The organism is Tabrizicola oligotrophica, from assembly GCF_011008935.1.
Taxonomy (GTDB): Bacteria; Pseudomonadota; Alphaproteobacteria; order Rhodobacterales; family Rhodobacteraceae; genus Tabrizicola_A; species Tabrizicola_A oligotrophica.
Window position 1 is genome coordinate 28,141 of the sequence record NZ_JAAIVJ010000013.1, and the last position, 22,421, is coordinate 50,561.

Annotated in this window: 18 protein-coding genes; 10 read left to right on the forward strand and 8 right to left on the reverse strand. The window is 63.9% G+C overall.

The window, feature by feature from the left end; genetic code table 11:
• Positions 1 to 8 precede the first annotated feature (8 nt).
• The 5 genes from G4Z14_RS15975 (at position 9) to G4Z14_RS15995 (ending at position 7,037) form a co-directional block, all read left to right on the forward strand.
• Positions 9 to 3,980, forward strand: coding sequence for a baseplate multidomain protein megatron (locus G4Z14_RS15975; protein ID WP_164627524.1), 3,972 nt, complete (start codon positions 9 to 11; stop codon positions 3,978 to 3,980).
• A 10-nt stretch (positions 3,981 to 3,990) separates the two neighbouring features.
• Positions 3,991 to 5,745: a DUF2793 domain-containing protein gene (locus G4Z14_RS18965; RefSeq protein ID WP_227751799.1), complete on the forward strand. Its 1,755-nt coding sequence runs from the start codon at positions 3,991 to 3,993 to the stop codon at positions 5,743 to 5,745.
• A gap of 33 nt (positions 5,746 to 5,778) precedes the next feature.
• Positions 5,779 to 6,114, forward strand: coding sequence for a hypothetical protein (locus G4Z14_RS15985; RefSeq protein ID WP_164627526.1), 336 nt, complete (start codon positions 5,779 to 5,781; stop codon positions 6,112 to 6,114).
• Between the two features lie 86 nt (positions 6,115 to 6,200).
• The gene (locus G4Z14_RS15990; RefSeq protein WP_164627528.1) at positions 6,201 to 6,854 is read left to right on the forward strand and encodes a TIGR02594 family protein; all 654 of its coding nucleotides are present in this window, start codon (positions 6,201 to 6,203) and stop codon (positions 6,852 to 6,854) included.
• 15 nt (positions 6,855 to 6,869) lie between these two features.
• Positions 6,870 to 7,037, forward strand: a complete 168-nt coding sequence (locus tag G4Z14_RS15995; protein ID WP_164627530.1) for a Pam3-gp28 family putative phage holin — start codon at positions 6,870 to 6,872, stop codon at positions 7,035 to 7,037.
• Between the two features lie 123 nt (positions 7,038 to 7,160).
• Here G4Z14_RS15995 and G4Z14_RS16000 read toward each other — a convergent pair whose 3' ends face one another.
• Positions 7,161 to 8,057: a LysR substrate-binding domain-containing protein gene (locus G4Z14_RS16000; RefSeq protein WP_164627533.1), complete on the reverse strand. Its 897-nt coding sequence runs from the start codon at positions 8,055 to 8,057 to the stop codon at positions 7,161 to 7,163.
• 80 nt (positions 8,058 to 8,137) lie between these two features.
• On the opposite strand from G4Z14_RS16000, the gene G4Z14_RS16005 reads away from it, so the two are divergent.
• Positions 8,138 to 10,303, forward strand: a complete 2,166-nt coding sequence (locus G4Z14_RS16005) for an arylsulfatase (protein ID WP_164627535.1) — start codon at positions 8,138 to 8,140, stop codon at positions 10,301 to 10,303.
• A complete protein-coding gene (locus tag G4Z14_RS16010) occupies positions 10,300 to 11,130 on the forward strand; it encodes a formylglycine-generating enzyme family protein (RefSeq protein ID WP_164627538.1) in 831 nt (276 codons plus the stop codon). The genes G4Z14_RS16005 and G4Z14_RS16010 overlap by 4 nt, the downstream gene beginning before the upstream one ends.
• On the opposite strand, the gene G4Z14_RS16015 is transcribed toward G4Z14_RS16010, so the two are convergent.
• The 5 genes from G4Z14_RS16015 to G4Z14_RS16035 all read right to left on the reverse strand — a co-directional run bounded on the left by G4Z14_RS16015 (position 11,127) and on the right by G4Z14_RS16035 (position 17,691).
• Positions 11,127 to 12,527, reverse strand: coding sequence for an aldehyde dehydrogenase family protein (locus G4Z14_RS16015; protein ID WP_164627540.1), 1,401 nt, complete (start codon positions 12,525 to 12,527; stop codon positions 11,127 to 11,129). The genes G4Z14_RS16010 and G4Z14_RS16015 overlap by 4 nt on opposite strands.
• An 11-nt stretch (positions 12,528 to 12,538) precedes the next feature.
• On the reverse strand, positions 12,539 to 14,467 hold the full coding sequence (locus G4Z14_RS16020) for an ABC transporter permease (RefSeq protein WP_164627542.1): 1,929 nt from the start codon (positions 14,465 to 14,467) through the stop codon (positions 12,539 to 12,541).
• Between the two features lie 73 nt (positions 14,468 to 14,540).
• Positions 14,541 to 15,623 (reverse strand): quaternary amine ABC transporter ATP-binding protein, encoded by a 1,083-nt coding sequence (locus G4Z14_RS16025; protein ID WP_164627544.1) that lies wholly within the window; start codon positions 15,621 to 15,623, stop codon positions 14,541 to 14,543.
• A gap of 67 nt (positions 15,624 to 15,690) precedes the next feature.
• Positions 15,691 to 16,638 (reverse strand): ABC transporter substrate-binding protein, encoded by a 948-nt coding sequence (locus G4Z14_RS16030; protein ID WP_164627545.1) that lies wholly within the window; start codon positions 16,636 to 16,638, stop codon positions 15,691 to 15,693.
• A gap of 51 nt (positions 16,639 to 16,689) precedes the next feature.
• Positions 16,690 to 17,691, reverse strand: a complete 1,002-nt coding sequence (locus G4Z14_RS16035) for an alcohol dehydrogenase catalytic domain-containing protein (protein WP_227751800.1) — start codon at positions 17,689 to 17,691, stop codon at positions 16,690 to 16,692.
• A gap of 175 nt (positions 17,692 to 17,866) precedes the next feature.
• On the opposite strand from G4Z14_RS16035, the gene betI reads away from it, so the two are divergent.
• The gene (gene betI, locus G4Z14_RS16040) at positions 17,867 to 18,484 is read left to right on the forward strand and encodes a transcriptional regulator BetI (protein ID WP_164627547.1); all 618 of its coding nucleotides are present in this window, start codon (positions 17,867 to 17,869) and stop codon (positions 18,482 to 18,484) included.
• Here betI and G4Z14_RS16045 read toward each other — a convergent pair.
• Positions 18,468 to 19,361, reverse strand: coding sequence for a LysR substrate-binding domain-containing protein (locus G4Z14_RS16045; RefSeq protein ID WP_321573062.1), 894 nt, complete (start codon positions 19,359 to 19,361; stop codon positions 18,468 to 18,470). The genes betI and G4Z14_RS16045 overlap by 17 nt on opposite strands.
• 122 nt (positions 19,362 to 19,483) lie before the next feature.
• Here G4Z14_RS16045 and G4Z14_RS16050 point away from each other — a divergent pair, with 122 nt between their 5' ends.
• Together G4Z14_RS16050 and G4Z14_RS16055 are read left to right on the forward strand one after the other, a co-directional pair.
• A complete protein-coding gene (locus tag G4Z14_RS16050; protein WP_164627551.1) occupies positions 19,484 to 20,614 on the forward strand; it encodes a TauD/TfdA family dioxygenase in 1,131 nt (376 codons plus the stop codon).
• Positions 20,611 to 21,372 (forward strand): class II aldolase/adducin family protein, encoded by a 762-nt coding sequence (locus G4Z14_RS16055; protein WP_164627553.1) that lies wholly within the window; start codon positions 20,611 to 20,613, stop codon positions 21,370 to 21,372. Before G4Z14_RS16050 ends, G4Z14_RS16055 begins: the two co-directional genes overlap by 4 nt.
• Positions 21,373 to 21,419: 47 nt before the next feature.
• On the opposite strand, the gene G4Z14_RS16060 is transcribed toward G4Z14_RS16055, so the two are convergent.
• Complete coding sequence (locus tag G4Z14_RS16060) at positions 21,420 to 22,409, reverse strand: MDR family oxidoreductase (protein WP_164627555.1); 990 nt, start codon at positions 22,407 to 22,409, stop codon at positions 21,420 to 21,422.
• Positions 22,410 to 22,421: the final 12 nt, after the last annotated feature.

Sequence of the window (22,421 nt, forward strand, 5' to 3'; positions counted from 1 at the left end):
CCCCACACATGGCAACACTTGTTCTCGGCGCCGTCGGCTCCGCGATTGGCGGTGCATTTGGCGGAGCCATCCTCGGCTTTTCTGGTGCGGCAATCGGTGGCTTCATCGGCTCCACAATCGGGTCGGTGGTCGACAACTGGATTGTGTCGTCCCTCGCCCCGGCCCAACGCATCGAGGGCGCGCGGCTGGACAGCTTGCGCATCACGTCCTCGACTGAAGGGGCGGTGATCCCGCGCCTGTTCGGCCGGATGCGCATCGGCGGCAACATCATCTGGGCCACGGATTTCCGCGAAGAGGTCAACACAACTAGCCAGGGGGGTGGCAAAGGCAGCGGACCGAAGGTCACCACGACCGAGTATCTCTACTTCGCGTCCTTCGCTGTCGCGCTCTGCGAAGGCGAAATCACTGGCATTGGTCGGGTCTGGGCCGATGGCAAGGCGATGGACCTGACGGGGGTCACCTGGCGCTGGTATCCGGGCGACGAGGTGCAGGCGCCCGATCCGTTCATTTCCGCCAAGATGGGCGCGGCCAACACCCCGGCCTATCGCGGCACCGCCTATGTCGTGTTCGAGGAACTCGACCTCAGCGCCTTCGGCAACCGCCTGCCGCAGATCAGCTTCGAGGTGTTCCGCCCGCTGGCCGATCCCGGCACCGCCGAAGGGCTGGTGAAGGCCGTGACGATGATCCCGGCATCGGGCGAATTCACCTATGCGACCGCCCCGGTCAAGAAGACCACCGGTTCTGGCGGCGCGACCGTGGCCGAAAACCTGAACGCGATCACCGACACCGCCGACATCGTGGTGGCGCTGGACCGGCTGCAATCTCTGGCCCCCGCAGTGGAAAGCGTGAGCCTCGTGGTGGCATGGTTCGGTGATGACCTGCGCGCCGGGAACTGCAAGGTTCGCCCCGGCGTAGAGGTGGCCACCAAGACCACGACGCCATCGTCTTGGTCCGTGAACGGTGTCGCACGTGCAGAAGCGTTTCTGGTGAGCCGCGACGCAGAAGACCGCCCGGTCTATGGCGGCACGCCTGCGGATTTCGCGGTTGTGCAGGCGATCCACGAAATGAAGGCGCGCGGGCTGCGGGTCACATTCTATCCCTTTCTGCTGCTGGACGTGCCACCCGGCAATACCAAGCCCAATCCCTACAGCGCCAATTCCGCCACCGCTGGCCAGCCCACATTCCCCTGGCGCGGCCGGATCACTTGTTCCCCGGCGGCTGGCTTTGCGGGTTCGGTGGACAAGACCGCCACCGCTGCCACGCAGGTATCGGCGCTCTTTGGCACGGCGACACCGGCGAATTTCAGCGTGTCGGGCACCACTGTCGGCTGGACCGGCCCGGTCGGGGAGTGGGGCTTGCGCCGAATGATCCTGCACTATGCGCATCTCTGCAAAGCGGCCGGGGGCGTCGACGCCTTTCTCGTCGGCTCGGAAATGCCCGGCCTGACCACAATCCGCTCGGGCGCCAGCACCTATCCTGCCGTCGCTGCCTTCAAGAGCCTCGCCGCCGATGTGCGCGCGATCCTCGGCGCTGGGCCCAAGATCGGCTATGCCGCCGACTGGTCGGAATACTTTGGTCACCACCCTGCCGATGGGTCGGGCGACGTGTATTTCCACCTCGACCCGCTCTGGTCGGACGCCAACACCAACTTCATCGGCATCGATAACTACATGCCGCTGTCGGATTGGCGTGACGGGTTCGATCATGCCGATGCAGCACTTGCGCCTGCGATCTATGACCGCGCCTATCTGCAATCCAACATCACCGGCGGCGAGGGGTTTGACTGGTTCTATGCCAGCGCCCTTGATCGTACCGAGCAAAACCGCACGCCGATCACGGACGGTGGTGTCGGCAAACCATGGGTCTACCGCTTCAAGGATTTGCGCGCCTGGTGGCAAAACCCGCATTTCAACCGACCCAGCGGAGTCGAAAGCGGGACGCCGACGGCATGGGTGCCGCAGTCGAAGCCGATCTGGTTCACCGAACTCGGCTGCCCGGCCATCGACCGGGGCACCAACCAGCCCAATGTCTTCTTCGACCCAAAATCGTCAGAGAGCTTCACGCCCTGGTTCTCGCGCGGCTGGCGCGATGATGCGATCCAGCGCGCCTATCTGGAGGCGACTTGTCTGTTTTGGGGCACCCCGGCGAACAATCCGGTGTCCTCGGTCAATGGCGCGCGCATGGTGCACGTCCCGGAATGCGCCGCCTGGACCTGGGATGCACGGCCCTATCCGTTCTTCCCCGAACTGACCGATGTCTGGACCGACGGCCCGAACTGGCGGCTCGGGCATTGGCTGACCGGGCGGCTGGGCGCGGTGTCGCTGGCGGCATTGGTGCGCCATCTCTGCCTGCGTGCCGGAATGCCCGAGGAATTGATCGACGTCTCCGGCCTCTGGGGCGCGGTCGAGGGCTATGTGATCTCGGCGCTGGAGGCCCCGCGCGCCTCGATTTCCACACTGGCCCGGCATTTCGGCTTCGATGCGGTCGAGAGCGAGGGGCGGATCAAGTTCCTGATGCGCGGCCGCATTGCCGGTCTGACCATTACGCCCGACAGCATGGTCGCACCAGCCTCAGCGCAGGGCGACGTGATGGAACTGACCCGCGCGCAGGAAACCGAACTGCCGCAGGCGCTGAAATGGCAGGTCGCACGCGCCGACGAGGATTATGACGCGGCACAGGTCGAGGCGCGCCGCATCACCGTCGACACCACCCGCATCGCCTCGGAAAGCTTCCCGATGGCGATCCCGCCAGAGGAGGCCGAACGCCGCTGCCGTCGTGCGCTGATGGAGGCATGGGTTGGGCGGGAAAGTGCGGTGTTCCGTCTGCCGCCCTCACGTCTGGCGCTGGATCCCTGCGATGTGATCCTGCTCGACCACGACGGCCGCCTGACAGAAATGCGGCTGGTGTCCATCGCCGACTCCGACCTGCGCAGCATTGATGCGGTGCGGCAGGACCGGGCGGTCTATGATCTCCCGCCGGGAGAACCGCGCCCGGCCACGCTGTCGACGCCCACAGTGTTCGGCGCGCCCGACATCGTGCTGCTGGATTTGCCACAGCTGCGCGAGGACCAGCCCGCGCACCGGCCCGTTGTCGCAGCCCATGCCAAACCATGGCCGGGTGAGCTTGCGGTCTACCGTAGCGCAGCGACAGACGGCTTTACCCTGCTGACGACCTTCAGCTCACGGGCGCGCATTGGCGTTCTGGCGGCAGATTTCTTTGCTGGGCCAGTGTCACGTTTCGATCTCGGCAATCCGCTGGTGGTCGATCTCTATTCCGGCACGCTGGAAAGTGTCACGGATATCAGCCTGCTGGGTGGTTCCAACGCGCTGGCCGTTGAGACCGGCGCTGGGCAATGGGAAATTGTCCAGGCGGGCACGGCCGAACTGATCGCGCCGAGACGGTACCGGCTGACTCGATTGCTGCGGGGCCAGCGCGGAACAGAAGGGGCCATCGTCAGCGTGGTGCCGACCGGCGCGCGGGTGGTCGTGCTGGATACGGCCATGGCCCCCTTGCCGGTCTCCGAAGCCGACCTTGGCTTGCCATGGAACTGGCGCATCGGACCGGCATCAAAACCGGTCAGCGACGAGACCTTTGTTGCCACCAGTTTCACGCCCGAGGGCGCTGGGCTGCGGCCGTTTTCGGTCGGCCATGTCGAACAGCCGTGGCGCATCGCTCGCAGCCCGGGCGATCTGACGATCCGCTGGACGCGCCGGTCGCGATCCCTTGCCGCCGACACCTGGGGCGCGGGCGATGTGCCGTTGGCCGAGGACAGTGAAGCCTACGAGGTGGAAATCTGTGATGGCGGGGCCGTCAAACGCACACTGACCACCACGACGACCTCTGCCCTCTACACCGCCGCCCAGCAGGCTGCCGATTGGGGCGCACCCTTCGGCCCCGGCCAATCCCTCGTCCTCCGCATCTACCAGCTCTCCGCCCTGATCGGCCGGGGCGCTGGGCGATCTGTCACGCTAACCTTCTGAAAGCAGGATCATGTCCGACATCACCACCCATCTCCTGCTGCCCTACATCCTGGCATCGCAGGCGCAGAAGCATGTCACCCACAACGAGGCGCTACGGCTGCTGGATGCCATGGTCCAGCTGTCGGTCCTCGACCGAACACGCACCGCCCCACCCGTCAGCCCGACCGACGGCGACCGGCATATCGTGGCCTCGGGCGCGAGCGGACTGTGGGTCGGCTGGGATCTGAACGTCGCCTCCTGGGTCGACGGGATCTGGATGCGGCTGGTCCCGCGCCCGGGCTGGCTGGCGTGGATCGCAGACGAGGCGGCCTTTGTGGTCTGGAACGGCAGCGCCTGGGATCCGGTTGGCGAACCGGTGGATGTGTCGGATGCAGTGTTCAGCCTGGTGAACGGCGCCGATCCGACCAAGAAGGCGCTGTTCTCACTATCAGGCATCACCACCGGCACGACCCGCACTTTCACGCTGCCGAACACCTCCAGCGAGTTGGCGATCCTTGCAGGCACGCAGACCTTCAGCGGCAACAAGACCTTCTCCGGTACCGTCACCGCCTCGGGCACCGTCACAGTTTCGGCGGCTGCGGCAACCATCGGCACGGCGACGACGACGGCGACCTATGGGATGGGAACAGGGGCCACAACCACCAGCATCACCAAGACCTTGAACCTCGGCACTGGCGGGGGGTCCGGGTCGACCACGGTGGTGAACATCGGGTCTACCACCGCTGGCGCGGGCGGGATGACCGTGGTGAACACGCCGACTGTCACCTTTGCAAATGCGGTGACGCAGGTCGGCATGCCTCAGGCAAACCTGACTGCGCAGCTGCTCGGCCTCGGTGGCGCAACCGCCGACAGCTACAACCGTCTGTCGATGAACACGCCCGCCGTGCTCTTGAACAACGCCGGGGCCGGGATCGAGGCGACCGTCAACAAGGCAGCTATCGGGAACGATGCGGCCTTCGCCTTCAAGACCGGATTTTCGGCACGGGCCCTCTTCGGGCTGCTCGGCAGCGATGATGTCACGCTGAAGGTCAGCCCGGATGGCGCGAGCTATTTCGACGCGCTGATCGCCGACCGCGCCACCGGCCGGATCAGTTTCCCCGCAGGTGTCGCGCTTGCCGGGCTTGCGGCCGATCCGGCCTCGCCCGCCGATGGCTGGCTCTGGCACAATGCAAGCACCGACCAATTGCGCGCCCGGATCGGAGGCATGACCCGCATCCTCGCCGATCAGGATGTACCCTGGCTCGCCCCGGCCGCCGGTGACTATGCCCTCAGCACCACCGGCGCGGGTGGGGCCGCCACCGGCACATTGGCAGGTGCCGCGAACCGGATGGATATCTTCCCCTTCATCCCGCGCGACGACCTCACCCTCGACCGCCTCGCCGTGAACGTCACCACGCTGATTGCCGGGGCGCTGGGCAAGATCGTCGTCTACAGTTCGGACGCGACCGGCCGACCGGGGACCCTGCTCCTCGAGACCGTCGATCTCGATTTCTCCACCGCTGGGGTCAAAGCGGCGACCGTGGCCCTCACCCTGCGCCGCGGCATCACCTGCTGGCTCGGCATCCGGCACTCCTCCACCGCCACGCTTTCGGCCTGGGCCGCGACCGCGACGCCGGACCTGAACGGCGGGTCGCCGGTCACCACCGCGCGCAAGGTGCTGCGCCGCACGCTGGCCTATGCCACCGCCGCCCCGGCCTCCTGGGGTTACCTCGCCTCGGAGACCAACGCGGGCCCCGGCACGGCGATCTGGCTGCGGGCCGCCTGACGAACATCATCGGATTTTGAAAGGAACCCGCCCATGGCCGACACCACCGACCGCGGCATCACCATCAACCGGACGCTGGCCTGGACCATGCTGGTCTCGGTCGCCGGGCTGATCTGGTGGGGCGGAGGCACGCTCGCTTCCCTCCAAGGTGCGGCCGAGCGCCTGACCGCCGCCCTGATGGAGACCCGCGAGATGATCCTCGCCGAACGCGCCAGTTCCACCCAGCTCGAGGCGCGCGTCCGGGTTCTCGAGACCGGCGCCGCCCGCCAGGACGTGCGGTTCGACGCGCTCTCCGCCTCGATCGACGAGCTGAAGCAGCAGGCCCGCCAGACCAACGATCTGCTCCGGGACCTGACCCAGCGACCGTAGCGGACGCAGCAGCCTCTACCGATCCACCCACACCCGCCGCTGGCGGGTTTTTTCATGCGCCGCCCTGGGGCGAAAGGAGCCTTCCAATGACCACCGACACCACCGAACCGATCCGCGACATGCAGCGCGCGCTGGAAACCCTCGGCCACTCTCCCGGCGCCATCGACGGGCTCTGGGGCCTGCGCACCGCCCGCGCCCTGAAATCCCTGCTCGCCGCCAACGGCCGCGCGGCCTCCCTGGTTCCGCCCGGTCCCCTGCCCTGGATCACCGAGGCCAAATCCGCGCTCGGTCGCCATGAGGCCCGCGACCGCTCCTGGCTGATGGACTGGCTGAAGCGCGATGGCCGCAGCCTCGGCGATCCTTCGAAGAACCCGTGGTGCGGCGATTTCGTGGAAACCTGCATCCGCGTCGCCCTGCCCGACGAACCGCTGCTCGGGGCGCTGGGCGCCAACCCGTACTGGGCGCGGAACTGGCTGATGTTCGGGCAGGAGGTGACCCCGATCCCCGGCGCCGTGCTGGTCTTCGAACGCGGCTCCGGTGGCCATGTCGGCTTCGCCGTTGGTCAGGATGATACGCATTTCTACGTCCTCGGCGGCAATCAGTCTGATGCCGTCACCATCGCCCGCATCGCCAAAACCCGCCTCCTCGGCGCGCGCTGGCCTGCGACGGTTCCTCCGCGCGCCCAGCGCCTGCCGACAATGAAGCGCGGCGAATACCTCACCACCGCCAATGAAGCCTGAAAAGGAGACTTCCCCATGCTGAAACCTGCCATCCTGGCACTCCTGCGCCAGATCCTGACCGTCGCGGGCACTGCGCTCGTCGCCAAAGGCTACATCCAGGCCTCCGACGTCGAGCCGGTGATCGGGGCGCTCATGACCATCGGGTCGGTGGTCTGGTCCGTCGCCGACAAGCGGGGCCGCTGACAAGCCAAGGAGTTAAGAATGCGCAATCAAAAGTTCGATGGCTTGCCACGCGGGCCGCCCGCCAGCCCCAAAAGGCTGCAAGCAATCGGTCCTGGCCGATCAACCATTTTTAGTGATTGGGCCTTATGTCACTGCCTCGACGTTCAGCCACTCCATGAATGCTCGTGCCCCTTCCTGCAGTTTTCGGTCTGTTGGGACATGCACACAAAGTGCGTCGGGAGACTCCACGGACAGTCTGGAAACCGAAACCAGACGACCATCCAGCATGGGCAGGCGAACTGCAAAGCTCCACCCAAGGACCAGGCCCATTCCCTGCATCGCGGCGTCCACAGCGTTATTGTAAGTCCCAAATGAAAGTCGAGTTGGGTATCGTGGACTTGAACCATGCTTGTCCAGGAATCCGGGCCAGTCCATCCAATCGAAACCACGTTGGTCGAAGTGGATCAACTCAGCATCGGAAATGTCATCCACATGCCAAGGTCTTGGCTTGCGGGCAGCATAAGAAGGGCTGCAGACTGCGTGAATTCTGTCAGTTGCAAGGACTTTCGACTGTAGCCGGGTGCCAGCGACCTGCCCGTAGGCGACTGCAAGATCGAATTCGTCTCCTTCGGTCGGGTTGGTCGAGGTGAGGATGCGCAGTTGCAGGTCGGGATGCGCATTCTGAAATCGGGAAAGCCGTGGCATCAGCCAATGGGCTGCCAGACAGAATTCGACAGCAATCGTAACGATCGCCTGACCTTTGCGAAGTGAGGTTGCCGCTTTTCCGATGCGGTTCAACGCGGGATTCACCTCTTCGGCAAATCGCCTTCCGGCGGTGGTCAGCACGACATCGTGGCGCCGCCGCTCAAAAAGTGCGTGGCCCAGATGCTCCTCCAAAGAGCGTATCTGACGGCTGACTGCGGCCTGCGTCAGGTTCAGCTCGGCTGCGGCCCGGGTGAAGCTGCCATGATGACACGCAGCCTCGAAGGCGGCCAGCGTACCCAGTGGCGGCAGGCGATTGCGGAGGTTAGGTATTCTCATTCATTATACCTGACATCTGGATCATCGTTTGCCCAGAGAATTCTGAAATCGCTAGTCTGGCTCAACGACAGGAGATGGCGATGGCGAATGATCAGGAATGGCAGCATTATCCACCGAGCGCACGCCCGGCCGAGGGGGCGCCCAATATCCTTCTGGTGCTGACCGACGATGTGGGCTTTGGCGCCTGTTCAACCTTTGGCGGCCTGATCCCGACGCCGCATCTGGATGCCGCCGCCTCACGAGGCCTGCGCTACAACGCCTTCCATACGACGGCCATGTGCTCTCCGACCCGGGCGGCGCTTCTGACCGGGCGCAACCATCACTCCGTGGGGTTTGGCGCGATCAGCAATTACTCTGTCGATGCCCCAGGCTATACGTCCATCCTGCCGAAATCTGCGGCCTCGGTGGCGCGGCTTTTGCGCGATGCGGGCTATGACACGGCAATGTTCGGCAAGAACCACAACACGCCGGAGTGGGAGGCGGGGCCTCTGGGGCCCTACGACCGCTGGCCACTGGGCCTCGGGTTCAACTATTTCTACGGCTTCAACGCGGCGCAGACCGACCAGTTCAGTCCGGCGCTGGTCGAGAACCTGAACCCGATCCGCCCGGCCCGCTACCCGGATTATCACCTTGACCGCGATCTGGCTGACCGGCTGATCCACTGGAGCCGCGTTCAGCGCGCCATGCGTCCCGACCACCCGTTCTTCGCCTATCTCGCCCCCGGCACGCTGCACGAGCCGCACCAGGCCCCGCCGGATTGGCTGGCCCGCTTCGAAGGCGCATTTGATCAAGGATGGGACGCCGCACGGGAAGAGATCTTTGCACGGCAAAAGGCCATGGGCCTCCTGCCCGATCACGCCGTCCTGACCCCGCGCCCGGCCTATCTGCCCGCCTGGGACAGCCTTTCCCCTGAGGCCCGCGCCTTCCATGCCCGCCAGATGGAGGCCGCGGCCGCCCAGCTGGCACATTGCGACCACCAGTTCGGGCGTATTCTGGCCGCGCTCGACGAGGATGGGCGGCTTGAGAACACGCTGATCTTCTTCGTTCAGGGCGACAATGGCGCTTGTCAGGAATACCAGCACGGCAACACGAATTACGACCTTTACGGCGTCGTTACCGAGACGCCCGAGCAGATGATCCCGAAACGCGATCTGGTCGGTGGACGGGACTATCACGGCACCTATCACCCGGGTTGGGGCTGGGCGATGAACACGCCCTTGGCCGAAAGCAAGCAGATCGCCTCGCATCTGGGCGGCATCCGCAACGGCCTCGTCGTGTCCTGGCCCAAGGGCATCGCGGCACGCGGCGAGGTGAGGGGCCAGTTCGGCCATGTCATCGACATCGTGCCGACGATCCTGGAGCTCATCGGGCTTGATCTGCCCAAGGCCGTGGATGGCCATGACCAGCAGCCGATCGAAGGCACCTCCCTGGCCTACAGTTTCGCCCATCCCACCGCCGCCGAGGCCCATGACGAACAGTATTTCGAGATGCTGGGCAATCGCGGCCTCTACCAGCGCGGCTGGATGGCTTCGACCATCCCCGAACGGCCGCCCTTCGGCGACACCTCGGGCCTGACGCCGTTGACCTATGACTGGGGGCTGTACGACCTGACGCGGGACTGGTCGCAATCGACCGACATCGCGCCGGACCACCCCGAGCGGTTGGCGGCCCTTCGGGCGCGGTTTGAGGAATGCGCCCTGCGCTATGGCCTGTATCCCATCGCCAATGATCAGGTGGCGCGCCTCAACCATGACTTCCGCCCCCGCCCCCTGACCGGAGAGGGCCCGCGCGCCTATCCCCCGGGCGAGACGCGCTATCGCAACGCGGCCTTCCCCGAGATGTTGCCGGGCTGGCAGGCCGAGGCGCTTGTCGAGATCACCGCCCAAGATGCGACCTTCCCGATCCTCCATTCCGGCAGCCGCTTTGGCGGGGCCGATATGGTGGTAAAGGGTGCGGCGGTCTTCACGCTGAACCCCACGGGAAGGCCCGAAGACCGCGTGACTCTGGCGACAGCCAAACTGGCACCCGGCATTCACCGGATCGGCGTCAAGTTCGGCCCTGCACGGCCATCGGAGGTTGTGATGACCTGCGACGGGGTCGAGGTTGCCCGGGCTGTTGCCGACAAATTTCCCTCGCCCATGAATCCCGAAACCTTCGTCGGCGCCCCCGCAATTGATGACGAGGCGCCTGTTCCCGCAAGTGGCGGCAGGCTCCTGCGGCTGACGGTCACTCCGGGGCGGGCATGAGTGACATGGTGCGCCTTCCGGGAGGAGCCTTCCTGATGGGGTCCGATATCGGCTACCCCGAGGAGGCCCCGGTCCGCAGCGCTGAGGTCGGCCCCTTCGCCATCGACCGCTTTCCAGTGACCAACGCCGATTTTGCAGCCTTCGTCGCCGAGACCGGCCATATGACCGAGGCAGAGATCAGCCCGAAGATCGAGGATTTCCCCGACGCGGACCCCGCGCTTCTGCTGCCGGGCTCGGCGGTCTTTTCCCCCAGTCCACCGGGTGCTCCGGCCCTCCCCTGGTGGCAATTTCGCCTAGGTGCCTTCTGGCATTCCCCCGAAGGCCCGGGTTCCTCAATCGAAGGGCGTATGGATCATCCGGTGGTCCATGTCGCGCTATCCGACGCCATGGCCTATGCGGATTGGGCGAGGAAATCCCTGCCGACCGAGGCCGAATGGGAATATGCCGCGCGCGGCGGGCTTGAGGGTGCCTTTTTTGCATGGGGTGACGAACTGCGCCCCGGGGGCCGCGCGATGGCCAACCACTGGCAAGGCGCCTTCCCCTTCGGCGAGGAGCGCGTCCGCACCACGCCGGTCGGGCAGTTTCCGCCCAATGGCTTTGGACTTTTTGACATGATCGGCAACGTCTGGGAATGGACGGTGACGCTTTGGAAGGGTGGCAGGGGCTGTTGTTCACCCGAAGCCCGGAATGCAGCCCGGGTGATGAAGGGCGGCTCTTACCTCTGCGCCGAGGATCATTGCCGCCGCTATCGCCCCGCCGCCCGCCACGCCCAGGACCCGCTGACATCGACGGGCCATCTGGGCTTTCGTTGTATCACAAGAGGTTAGGCTGTTCCGATCAGCGCCTTGACCTCACAGAAATCATGGATGCCATAGGCACCATATTCACGCCCGTTGCCTGACTGCTTGTAGCCGCCGAAGGGCGCGAAGGTGTCCCAATCCGGGTAGTTCAGATGCACCTGCCCGGCCTGCAGCCGTTTGCCCACGGCCAGCGCTTCGTCAGCGGCACCTTGCACATAGGCGGCCAGACCATAGGGGCTGTCATTGGCCATCGAGACCGCTTCGTCGACCGTATCATAGGGCAGAATGGCGAGGACCGGCCCGAAGATCTCTTCCCGCGCGATGGTCATATCCGGGGTCACGTCGCCAAAAACGGTCGGGCGCACATAGTGGCCGCGCGCAACGCCATCGGGCAGGCCCGGGCCACCGGCCACAAGGGTTGCACCTTCGGAAACCCCCTTTTCGATCATCGACTGGATGCGCTGCCACTGGGCATGGCTGATCACCGGGCCAAGTTCGGCGGGTTGGATCGCCACTGCCGCAACACGCGCAATTTCCAACGCCTGAGGCATCTGAGCGCGCGGGACGAACATCCGCGTCGGGGCATCGCAGCTTTGCCCGGCGTTGCCGAAGCATCCCGCCACGCCTGCCGACACCGCCGCATCCAGATCGGCGGAAGGCAGGATGATATTGGCCGACTTCCCACCCAACTCCTGCGCCACCCGCTTCACCCCCGGCGCCGCCGCCAAAGCCACCGCCACCCCCGCGCGGGTTGAGCCGGTAAAGCTGACCATATCAACCTGCGGGTGGGCGGAAAGGGCGGCCCCAACTTCGGGGCCGGTGCCATGGATCAGGTTGAATACCCCGTTCGGCACACCTACCGCATGACAGATTTCGGCAAAGATCACCGCCGAGAGGGGCGCGAGTTCGGAAGGCTTCAGCACCATGGTGCAGCCCGAAACCAAGGCAGGCGCAACCTTGCAGGCGATCTGGTTCATCGGCCAGTTCCATGGGGTGATCAGCGCGCAAACGCCGATGCCTTCGCGGATCAGGACCGTGCTGCCCTGCCGGTCTTCCCAAGTGAAGGTCTTGGCGGCGGCCAAAGTGCTTTCCAGATGCACCTTGCCAGCCCAGGTCTGCGCCTCACGCGAGAAGGCCGGAGGAGCGCCCATTTCCAGGGTGATGGCGGCGGCGATGTCATCCGCGCGACGGTCATATTCAGCAATCACCGCCTCCAGAAGCGCAATCCGGTCAGCCAAGGGCAGGGCCCCGCGCGCGAAGGCCCCGCGGGCCGCCCGAACGGCGCGGTCCGCATCCACTGCACGTCCCAAGGCAAGGTGACCGATCACCTCCCCCGTCGCAGGGTTTTCGACCGGCATCGTATCATGATCGGCCGAAGGAGACACCCATTGGCCGTCGATGTAGAAGTGGTTCAGATGTTGCATAGTGTCCTCGTTCAATCCCGAAGCAGGCGGTCGGCGATCAGGGCCAGAAGGGCGATGGCAAAGCCTGCGACCAGCCCCAGCCCCAGATCCGCCTTGCCAAGCGCGATGAAAACTTGCTGGCCAAGGTCTCGGGTGCCAACCAAAGCCGCGATTACCAGCATCGAGATCGCCGCCATGATGGTCTGGTTGATGCCAAGCCGGATCACCGGGCGGGCCAGAGGCAGCTTCACCTGCCACAGCAACTGGCTGCGCGTGGCCCCCATCTGCACCGCCGCCTCGACCAGAGCGGGCGAGACATTGCGCAGCCCATGCTCGACATAGCGCATCGGCGGGACGATGGCGTAAAGCATGATGGCGATGAGCGCGGTGAATTCTCCGACCCGGAAAAGCATCAGCGCCGGGATCAGGAAGACGAATTGCGGCATGGTCTGCAGCGCGTCGTTGATGGGCCGCAGAATGGCCGAAGCACGATCATTCTCGGCCGCCAAGAGGCCGAGCGCGCCACCGATCAGCACGCAGAGCACGACGGCGAGCGCGGTCAGATAGGCCGATTGGGTGAAGGCGGCCCAAAGCCCCCCGAAGATGATCAATCCCAGCGCACCCGAAGTCATGGCAAAAAGACGCGGGCCGCCTGAAGCCCATGCGGCGACCAGGGCCATGGCAACAACGCCCGGCCAAGGGAACCGTGTGATTCCCGTCGCCAGAGCAAGGCCAACGAAAAGGATCGCAATGGCCAGCGTGGGGGTTCGCCGCCACAGGATGAAAGCGCCCCCTGCAAAGACGATTGCATAGGCTGCAATCATCCACGGCATCAGGGTAAAGCCCCAGACCGTCGGTGTCGCAGCGCCCAACAGGCCGATCCGCAGCGGCAGCATCAACCCATAGTTCAGACCGTCCCGCAGGGCCGCAAAGAACGGTCCGGTCGCAACCACGAAATCCATCAGCGTTGCGTCGATGCTTCTGGCAAGATTGCGCCCCAAGGCGTCGGGCAGGAATGTGACTTCCGGCAGGATCAACCTTGTCACAACACCTGCTATGACGAACGCGCCAAAGGCGATCCGGAACTTCTTCTGCCCCAGGATCGTGGTTCTGCCCGGGCTGGCAAAGCCGAGCGTGATCCGGTCGAGCAGGATGGCCATGGCCACGATCACCAGACCCGACATCAGGCTGCGCCCCAATTCAGCGCCGCGCATGGCTGAAAGTACCTCCCAGCCGATGTCGTTGAACCCGCCGATGACCGCCACGATAATGACCATGCTCAGGGATGCCATGACAGTCTGGTTCACGCCCACCAGCAACTGACTGCGCGCTGCCGGTACTTTGGCCAGCCAGAAGAGTTGCCCGCTCGTCGCCCCGCACATCTGGGCCGCTTCAACAACTTCGGCGGGCACACGGGCCAAACCAAGGATCGTATTGCGGACCATCGGTGGGACGGCAAAGACCACACCTGCAACCAGTCCCGGCGCGGGGCCAAAACCGAACAGAATCAGGAGCGGGATCAGATAGGCGAAGGCCGGGAGCGTCTGCATGACATCAAGCGCAGCAACTGTCGCAGGCTCGATCCGCGGCCAGCGATGGGCTGCGGCACCAAGGGCGAAGCCGATCAGCACTGCGGGGGGAAGCGACATCAGCACGATGGCAAGGGTGTTCATGGCTTGCGGCCAATAGCCTCCAGCCACGATTCCTGCCTGCGCGATGATGGCCACGACGGCAAGTTGCCAGCCAGAGGCCCTGAGGGCCAGAAGCACAACGATTCCGGCGAGTGCGGGCCACGGAAGCCATTCCAGCGCAGCACGCAAACCCCGCAATGGCAGGTCCAACCCCGCCGCCAGCGCCCGCCCCGGCCCCTGCAGGATATCGAAAACCGGCAATGCCCACGTGTTCAGCACATCTGCCAAAGGCAGGGTCCAGCCCTGCGGAAAGGCTGCAAGCCAGGGCAAGAATGGGCTTGCGAGCACAAGAGCCAGACAGAACAGGAAAAGCAGAAGCCAGCGGAACAAGGGGGAAGCCATCTCAACCCACCTCTGCCAGCGTGGCAGCCTCATGCCCCAGGACGGCGAGAATGCGGTCAGCCGCGACATAGCCACCGGGGTATCGTCCGGCCGGGAGAACGCGGAAATGGCGATGCCCGGCGCCAATCTTTGACATCAGGGCCTCAAGTGGCTGGTCTGCCGAGATTTCAGCCGTCGCCTCGCTCATGGGGGCGGCAACCGCAAGATCGCCCGCACGGATCACACGCGCCAACGCCACTTCGGCTGTGAATTCGGCGACGTATTCGTCGGCGGGAGAGAGGAGAATCTCTGCTGGCGTGCCAATCTGGATGATCCGGCCATTTCGCATCAGTGCAATGCGATCCGCCAGGCGACAGGCTTCCATGATATCATGCGTGATGAAGACGATGGTCTTCTTCAGTTGATCCTGAAGGCGCAGGAATTCATCCTGCATCTGACGGCGGATCAGGGGATCCAACGCTGAAAACGGTTCGTCGAGAAACCAGAGGTCCGGCCCGACTGCAAGACTGCGCGCAATGCCCACACGTTGCTGCTGACCACCGGAAAGTTGACTCGGGTAGGACGCCTCACGACCGTCGAGGCCAACCAGCCGGATCATCTCTCTTGCGCGGGCTTCCCGCTCGGCAAGGCCCATGCCCTGAAGTTTCAGCGGAAATGCGGTGTTTTCCAGAACCGTCAAATGCGGCAACAGGCCGAAGCTCTGAAAGACCATACCCATCTTGTGGCGGCGAATTTCGATCAACTCGCGCGGTGTCGCGGCAAGCAAGTCTTGCCCATCCAGTTGGATCGTGCCGTGGTTTGCGTCGATCAGACGCGAGAGGCAGCGCACGAGTGTAGACTTGCCCGAGCCTGAAAGGCCCATGATCACGAATATCTCGCCTTCATGCACATCGAAGCTGGCGTCGATCAGTGCGGGAAGATGGCCTTCGGCTGTCAGCCGTGCGGCGAGCAGTTCCGGCTCGATCCGGTAGCCTTTAGCGTCAAAATAGTAGTCGGGGCGCGGGCCGTAGACTTTCCAGACGTTTCGGCATTGAAGCTTCACGTTGCGGTGCCGGTCTATCGAGTTCTGGTCAGTTTCAGGCATGTCATTTTCCCGCAGAAGTTGAAAAAGGGATGGCACATGAGCCATCCCTCAATGCTTTCATCGAAAGTCACTTCACGTTGGCGTCGACCCATGGACGCCAGACAGCCTCGTTCTCGGCAATCCATTTGTCCGCTACCGCCTGAAGCGATTCTCCCTTTTCCGAGACGGCCAACATCATTTGTTGCTGCTGGTCGGTATCCATGCGGAAATCCGTGAGAATGCCGTAGGCCGCTGGCCATTTGTCCTTCATGCCTGCCCAGACGACCTTATCCACCGGCGGCGGCACGATGCACCGTTCAAGGTTGGCCTGGTCGCATGGCGGCATATCGACCCAACCAACTTCAACATCGGCCAGAACGAAGTGCGGCTCCCAGAATGTCATCAGGAGTGGCGTGTTGCCCGCCGCCGCTGCACGCAGTTCAGCCACCATGGCGCCCTCCGAGCCCGCCGGAATGGCTGTGTAGGGCATTGCATTGTCTGCCAGCATATTGGCCGAACGCGCGCCCCAATCCGCCGGATAGTCAAGGAACCGCCCATTGGGCAGGGTGTCCGGCGTCGCCAGCGCGGCAACGCAGGCTGGCTCCATCAGGGCATGCCAGTCGGGCAGACCGGGGCAGGCCTCGGCCGTGGCCTTGGTGTAGATCCACCCTTCGCGCGAGCGCAGGCCGAGGGTGCCGATATTCTCGATCAGGCCGGATTCGAGCGCCTTGGGGTAAACGTCTCCAACGTTCATCATCCAGATCTCGACCGACGCATCCAGCGTGCCGTCCGACAGGCCCGAGAATTGCGGAAAGTTGCCCGCAGTCACGTATTCAACCTTGTAGCCTGCCTTTTCCAGAATCCGGCCAGCAATCTGGGTCGAGATATTGTTTCCCGTCCATTCCAGCATGGCCATCTGAATCGTTTCATCTGCAGCCCCGAGCTCTGCTGCTTGCGAGGGCAAAGCAGAGAGCACGGCAATGCCCGCCAGCAGCGCGCGGCCGGTGGTGGTCGGAAGTGAAGTCAAGCGTGTCATTCGAATCTCCCTTTGAGGTTGGTGGCGCCCGTTGACCGGGCGTCCGATTGTTCAGAAGCGGATGCAGTAGCGGCCGGGCGCGGTTCCTTCGTGGAGCTCGCGCAGCGCGCGCGTTGCCTCGGAGAGCGGAATTTCGGTAACGGTCGCCATCAGCGGCCTTTCGGCCTGCAGTTTCATCAGCGCATCCATTTGCTTGCGCGTGCCCACCGAAGTGCCGGTGATATTCACGCCCGAGGCCGTCAACCACTCCTGGTTGAGCGGCACCGGTTTGGAAACCATTGCCGCCGAGATGATCCGCCCCCGCGGGCGGATCATCGTCACCATGGGTTCCCACGTCGCTGGGGTGGGGGCAAAGTTGACGCAGACATGGGCACTGCCGCGCTCGGCTTCGATGGCGTCGACATTCCCGCCATCGAGGACAATTGCCGCGCCATTGCGGGCAGATTGTTCGCGCTTGATCGGATCACGGTCGATGGCGATGACCTTTGCCCCACGGCGTTCGGCCAGTTGGACGGCATATTGACCAAGGCCGCCACAGCCGAAGATGGCGCAGCATTCCCCGGATTGGAGGTCGGCCCGGTCCAGCGCGCCGTAGGCCGTCAGCCCGGCACACATCAAGGGGGCCAGCGCCGCGGCATCCCCACCCGGAACCCGGGCGGCGAAACGGGCATCCGCAACGACATATTCCGCGAAGGTCCCCGGCACTTGCAGGCCGTGGGCCCGGTGCACCTGACAGAAATTCTCGAAACCCGCGAGGCATTCGGCGCAGGTGCCGCAGCTGTCGTGAATCCACGCCGCGCCAGCGCGGTCGCCGATCTTCCAGTCGGTCACGCCAGGCCCGATTTCGACCACATGACCAACACCCTCGTGCCCGAGAACAAAGGGGATCGGATCATCCGACGGGCGTACGTCACCGGTCCAGATGTGCACGTCGGTATGGCATACACCGCTGGTCTCCAGCTTGATCAGAATCTTGCCCGGTCCAGGCACCGGACGCGGAACCTCCTGAATCTCCAGCGGTTTTCCATACTGAACCAGCACGGCGGCAAGCATTGTTGCGCTCATCAAGGCATTCCTCAACTGTTACGGCCTCAGCCGTCGATTTCAGGATGTTCGGGCACCCTCTCCTCTTGGCGACCGTTGGGATGAAGCTTGCGCATTCGACACTTTCGAGTCAAACAAAAAATTATATGAGCATTTAATATTTTGTTCGGGTAGGGTGATCCTCATGACAAAGCCTCGGAAAAAAACCAGAATCGAAGACATTCGCCGCGAGGAACTGATCCAAGCTGCGCATCGTGTCTTCCTCGCTCACGGCATGGCTGGGCTGACAACCGCGCGAATCTGTGCGGAAGCCGGAATGTCACCCGGCATCCTCGCCTACTACTTCCGCGGCAAGGAGCATGTGCTCTTCGAAATGGTGCGCTACAACAACCGCATCCTGATGGAGGAAATCGTTGCCCGTTTGCGCCAAGCCCGCACCGGATGGGACAGGTTGCTTGCGATCATCGAGGGCAACTTCCCCGAAAGGGCCTATCACCGAGCGCAGGCAAGCGCCTGGGTTTCGGTTTGTTCGGCTGGTGGGGCCAATCCGGAATATGCGCGACTTCAGCGCACTTACAATCGGCGCCTCGCGTCGAATGTCGCCTCTGCCCTGCGTGGCAAGGTGAGCCAAGAGCGGGCCCGTCCCTTGATCCTCATGATCGGCGTGATGATCGATGGCCTGTGGTTGCGCAAGGCGGTGGATGAACCGATCACGCGCGATGAGGCCGTGGGCTTGATCCTCGCGCAGGTCTCGGTGACTTTGGGGCCGGACGTGGTAGAGGAACTCAGGCAGGGGCTCTGAGCCAGTCGGCCAACTGCCGGACAGCTGTGTGATGGTCGCGCTCCACCGAGATCACCATGTAGAAGGCTTCGCGTGGTTGCAGGCGGGGAAAAGGCAGGGCGACAAGGCTGCCATTTGCCAAGAGATCGGCCGTGTTCGATGACCAGCCGAGCATCACACCCAGTCCCGCCAATGCCGCCTGCGTCGCCTGTACATAATTGGTGAAACGCAAACCGGAGGACGCCGGTGCCGTCAGCCTTGCGTTCTTCAGGTACTCGCCCCAGCTCAGCCAGTTATCCTCGCCTGCATGGACATGCAGCAGGGGCATATCGGCCAGTTCAAGACCCTCATCTGCAATGCGGCGGGCAAGCGTGGGATGACCAACCGGCACGACGCTTTCCTCGAAAAGCTTTATCACCAGACCATCCGCCCAGTCGCCGAGGCCATATCGGATCGCCAGGTCGACCCCCGGCGTCAGGGCAGGTGCCCCCTGCGCCGTTGTCTTGACATTGACCGACAGGCTTGGGTGGTCGGCGTAAAAGCCGATCAGCCTTGGCATCAACCAATAGGTCGCGGTGCCCACAGAACAGGCCACGGTGACCGAACCCGGTGCCACCCGCTGCAGGGCCTGAATCTGCGCGATGGCATCGCCAAGCCGCCCCAGCCCCTCGGTCACAGCGCGATGCAGAAGGCGCCCAGCCTCGGTCAGGCTCGGCGGGCGCGTGCTGCGGTCCAGAAGTTGCGCTCCGATGTGGGTTTCCAACGCCTTGATTGCCTGACTGATCGCCGGTTGGCTGACGTTCATCTCCGCAGCCGCCCGCTGGAGACTGCCGGTGCGATGCACGGCCTCAAAAACCGAAAAGAGGCGCAAAGGCGGAAGGCGAGCAGGCGTCATCATAATCCACAGGTTATGTCATCTGTAGTTTTTACGGCGTTCCGCTTGCAGTTTCCAGCTTCTATTCTGGCTTCAGGGGGAGGGGAAACAGTGAGCGATTCCGCCAAAACAAGGAAAAATGAGCCATGAACATCGCAGTTGATACAGCAGTTATCCTGCAAGACAAGGGACTGCGCCTGCAGCTTCCCTCAGGCAAAGCAGGTTATTTCAACTACTACTGGCTGCGGGACAATTGCCCCAGTTCTTTCAGCGCCACAACACGCGAGCGCAGCTTCGACATCTTCCATCTGGCCGAAGCCCCCGTTGCCAGATCTGCGCGCCTTGATGGCGATGCGCTGGTGATCGACTGGGCGCATGAAGCGCACAGCACCCGCATGCCGCTGGCCTGGCTCGAGAGCTATGCCGAAGGCAAGCGGCGCGCCGATCCCGCCGACCTGCCCCGCCGGGCCTGGTACGGCGACCATTACGACAGCGTGGCGCGCTTCACGCATGCCGATCTGCTGTCGGACAAGGCCAAGGCACAGGCCTGGATTGAAGCGATAATCGTCGAGGGCGTGTCCATCGTTACCGGAATGCCGGACACGAACGAGGCGCTCACCGATCTGGTCAATGTGATGGGTCAGGTTCGTCCGACCTTCTTCGGCGATTATTTCGACGTCCGCACCCATATCAACCCGACCAACACCGCCTACACCTCGGCCGCTCTGGAACTGCATACCGACACCCCGGCGGAAGAGCATGCCCCCGGCGTCCAGTTCCTTCACATGCGCGCCAATACGGTCGAGGGTGGGCGCAACCTGTTCGGCGATGGCGTGGCGGCGGCCAATGACTTCCGCCAGATCTACCCGGAAGGCTTCCGCCTGCTGTCCACCATCGACGTGCCGTTCTTCTGCGAGCATGAGACCTATGACATGCGCAGCTATCAGCGGGTGATCGAGCTGGATCAGCACGGCGAAGTGTCGGGCCTGACGATCAGCCAGCACATGCTGGACCTGATCGACCTGCCCCAAGAGGTGCTGGACGATTACTACCCCGCCTTCTGCCGCTTCGGTAAACTGCTGCAAAGCGACAAATACATCATGCGTTTCACCCTTCAGGCTAGCGAGTGCATCGTCTTCGACAACCACCGCATCGTGCATGGCCGCGCCGCCTATTCCGCCACCAGCGGCAGCCGCTATCTGCGCGGTTGCTATGCTGACCGGGCCGAGATGCGCTCGACCTATCGCGCCTTGGTCAGCGAAGGCAGGTTCAAATGATGGAACGTCCCCTCGGGAGGACTCTGGAAGGTGTGGGGCTTTGGAACCTGCGCCTTGACCTCGCCGCTGCCTTCCGGATCTGCGCGGCGATGAACTGGCATGAATCGGTCGGCAATCACTTCAGCGCGGCGGTTTCCTCCGACGGCAAGCGTTTCCTGATGAACCCGAAATGGAAGCATTTCGGGTCAATCCGGGCCAGCGACCTGCTTTTGCTGGACGCCGACGACCCCGACGTGATGGACCGCGCCAACGCTCCTGACGCCTCGGCATGGACGGTGCATGGTACCATCCACCGCCGCTGCCCACAGGTGCGGGTGCTGATCCATGCCCATACGCCCTATGCCACAGCTCTTTCGACCCTGAAGGATCCGTCGCTGAAGCCGTTGGACAACAACACGGCGCGCTTCTATGGCGACCTTGCCATTGACGCAGGCTTCGGCGGGATCGCTGATGAGGCCGAGGAAGGTGAAAGGCTCGCCGCAGCGTTGGGCAACCACTCCTGCCTGATGATGGGCAATCATGGCGTCTCGGTCAGTGCCGAAACCGTGCCAGAGGCCTTCGAGAAGCTCTATTTCCTCGAGAAGGCCGCCCAGACCATGATGCTGGCCTATGCCAGTGGCCAGCCCCTGAACATCCTGTCGCCTGAGGTTGCCGAAAAGACCGCCGAGGGCTGGAAGGCCTATCGCGGCATGGCTTTCGAGCATTTTGAATACCTCAAGCGCCAGCTGGATCTGACTGATCCGAGCTGGCGGGACTGAACCTCCCTGGGCCCATTGGGCTGCCGGGCCTCAGGGCCCGGCTTTTTTCATTCCGCAACGCGAACCACGGTCCGGCCCTTGACGCCGCCCTTCAGGATCGCCTCGCCCACCGGGACGACATCGGCCAGCGCGACCTCTTCGATCATGCTTTCCAACAGGGCCATGGGTAGGGTTTCCGCAAGCCGCGACCAGGCTGCACGGCGGCGATCAAGCGGTTGCAGAACCGAGTCGATGCCCAGCAGGTTGACCCCCCGCAAGAGGAAGGGAATGACCGTCGCAGGCAGCGTCGCCCCACCAGCCAGACCAACGGCAGCGACCGAGGCACCGTATTTCATCTGCCCCAGCACACGCGCAAGCATCGCGCCGCCCACCGCATCGACACAGCCTGCCCACCGCTCGCCCTCCAAAGGCCGCTTGACGGTTTCGGCCAGTTCGCTGCGGTCGATCAGGGTTTTGGCGCCCAAGCGGCGCAGATAGTCGCCATGTTCCGGGCGCCCGGTAACGGCGGCCACCGGATAGCCCAAGGCATCCAGCAGGGCGACGGCGACTGACCCCACGCCGCCCGAAGCCCCCGTCACCAGAACCTCGCCCTGCCCCGGCGCAAGACCCTGCGCCTCCAGCGCCATGATGGCAAGCATCGCCGTCAACCCGGCCGTTCCGATCGCCATGGCCTGCCGAGTGGTCATGGCGGCTGGCAGATGCACCAGTTGGGCTGCATCGGCACGGGTGCGGGTGGCATAGCCGCCCCAACGCACCTCGCCGACCCGCCAGCCCGTCAGGATCACCCGGTCGCCCGGCTGGAACGCGGCACTTTCCGATGCCACCACCCGCCCCGCCAGATCAATGCCGGGGACATGCGGATATTGGCGAACCAGCCCGCCTTGTCCGGTCAGGCAAAGCCCGTCCTTGTAGTTCACGGTCGAATATTCGACATCCACCGTCACTTCGCCGGGGGGCAGCAGGTTGTCATCCAGCGTCTCGAATGACTGCGTAATGCGGTCGTCCGCCTTGCGGACGACGAGGGCTTGAAAACTCATGATATCTCCGGT

Bases quoted from the DNA above. Each gene is read 5' to 3' on its own strand.
- G4Z14_RS15975 (WP_164627524.1), top strand. From the start codon at position 9: ATGGCAACACTTGTTCTCGGCGCCGTCGGCTCCGCGATTGGCGGTGCA.
- G4Z14_RS18965 (WP_227751799.1), top strand. From the start codon at position 3,991: ATGTCCGACATCACCACCCATCTCCTGCTGCCCTACATCCTGGCATCG.
- G4Z14_RS15985 (WP_164627526.1), top strand. From the start codon at position 5,779: ATGGCCGACACCACCGACCGCGGCATCACCATCAACCGGACGCTGGCC.
- G4Z14_RS15990 (WP_164627528.1), top strand. From the start codon at position 6,201: ATGACCACCGACACCACCGAACCGATCCGCGACATGCAGCGCGCGCTG.
- G4Z14_RS15995 (WP_164627530.1), top strand. From the start codon at position 6,870: ATGCTGAAACCTGCCATCCTGGCACTCCTGCGCCAGATCCTGACCGTC.
- G4Z14_RS16000 (WP_164627533.1), bottom strand. From the start codon at position 8,057: ATGAGAATACCTAACCTCCGCAATCGCCTGCCGCCACTGGGTACGCTG.
- G4Z14_RS16005 (WP_164627535.1), top strand. From the start codon at position 8,138: ATGGCGAATGATCAGGAATGGCAGCATTATCCACCGAGCGCACGCCCG.
- G4Z14_RS16010 (WP_164627538.1), top strand. From the start codon at position 10,300: ATGAGTGACATGGTGCGCCTTCCGGGAGGAGCCTTCCTGATGGGGTCC.
- G4Z14_RS16015 (WP_164627540.1), bottom strand. From the start codon at position 12,527: ATGCAACATCTGAACCACTTCTACATCGACGGCCAATGGGTGTCTCCT.
- G4Z14_RS16025 (WP_164627544.1), bottom strand. From the start codon at position 15,623: ATGCCTGAAACTGACCAGAACTCGATAGACCGGCACCGCAACGTGAAG.
- G4Z14_RS16030 (WP_164627545.1), bottom strand. From the start codon at position 16,638: ATGACACGCTTGACTTCACTTCCGACCACCACCGGCCGCGCGCTGCTG.
- G4Z14_RS16035 (WP_227751800.1), bottom strand. From the start codon at position 17,691: ATGCTTGCCGCCGTGCTGGTTCAGTATGGAAAACCGCTGGAGATTCAG.
- betI (WP_164627547.1), top strand. From the start codon at position 17,867: ATGACAAAGCCTCGGAAAAAAACCAGAATCGAAGACATTCGCCGCGAG.
- G4Z14_RS16045 (WP_321573062.1), bottom strand. From the start codon at position 19,361: ATGATGACGCCTGCTCGCCTTCCGCCTTTGCGCCTCTTTTCGGTTTTT.
- G4Z14_RS16050 (WP_164627551.1), top strand. From the start codon at position 19,484: ATGAACATCGCAGTTGATACAGCAGTTATCCTGCAAGACAAGGGACTG.
- G4Z14_RS16055 (WP_164627553.1), top strand. From the start codon at position 20,611: ATGATGGAACGTCCCCTCGGGAGGACTCTGGAAGGTGTGGGGCTTTGG.
- G4Z14_RS16060 (WP_164627555.1), bottom strand. From the start codon at position 22,409: ATGAGTTTTCAAGCCCTCGTCGTCCGCAAGGCGGACGACCGCATTACG.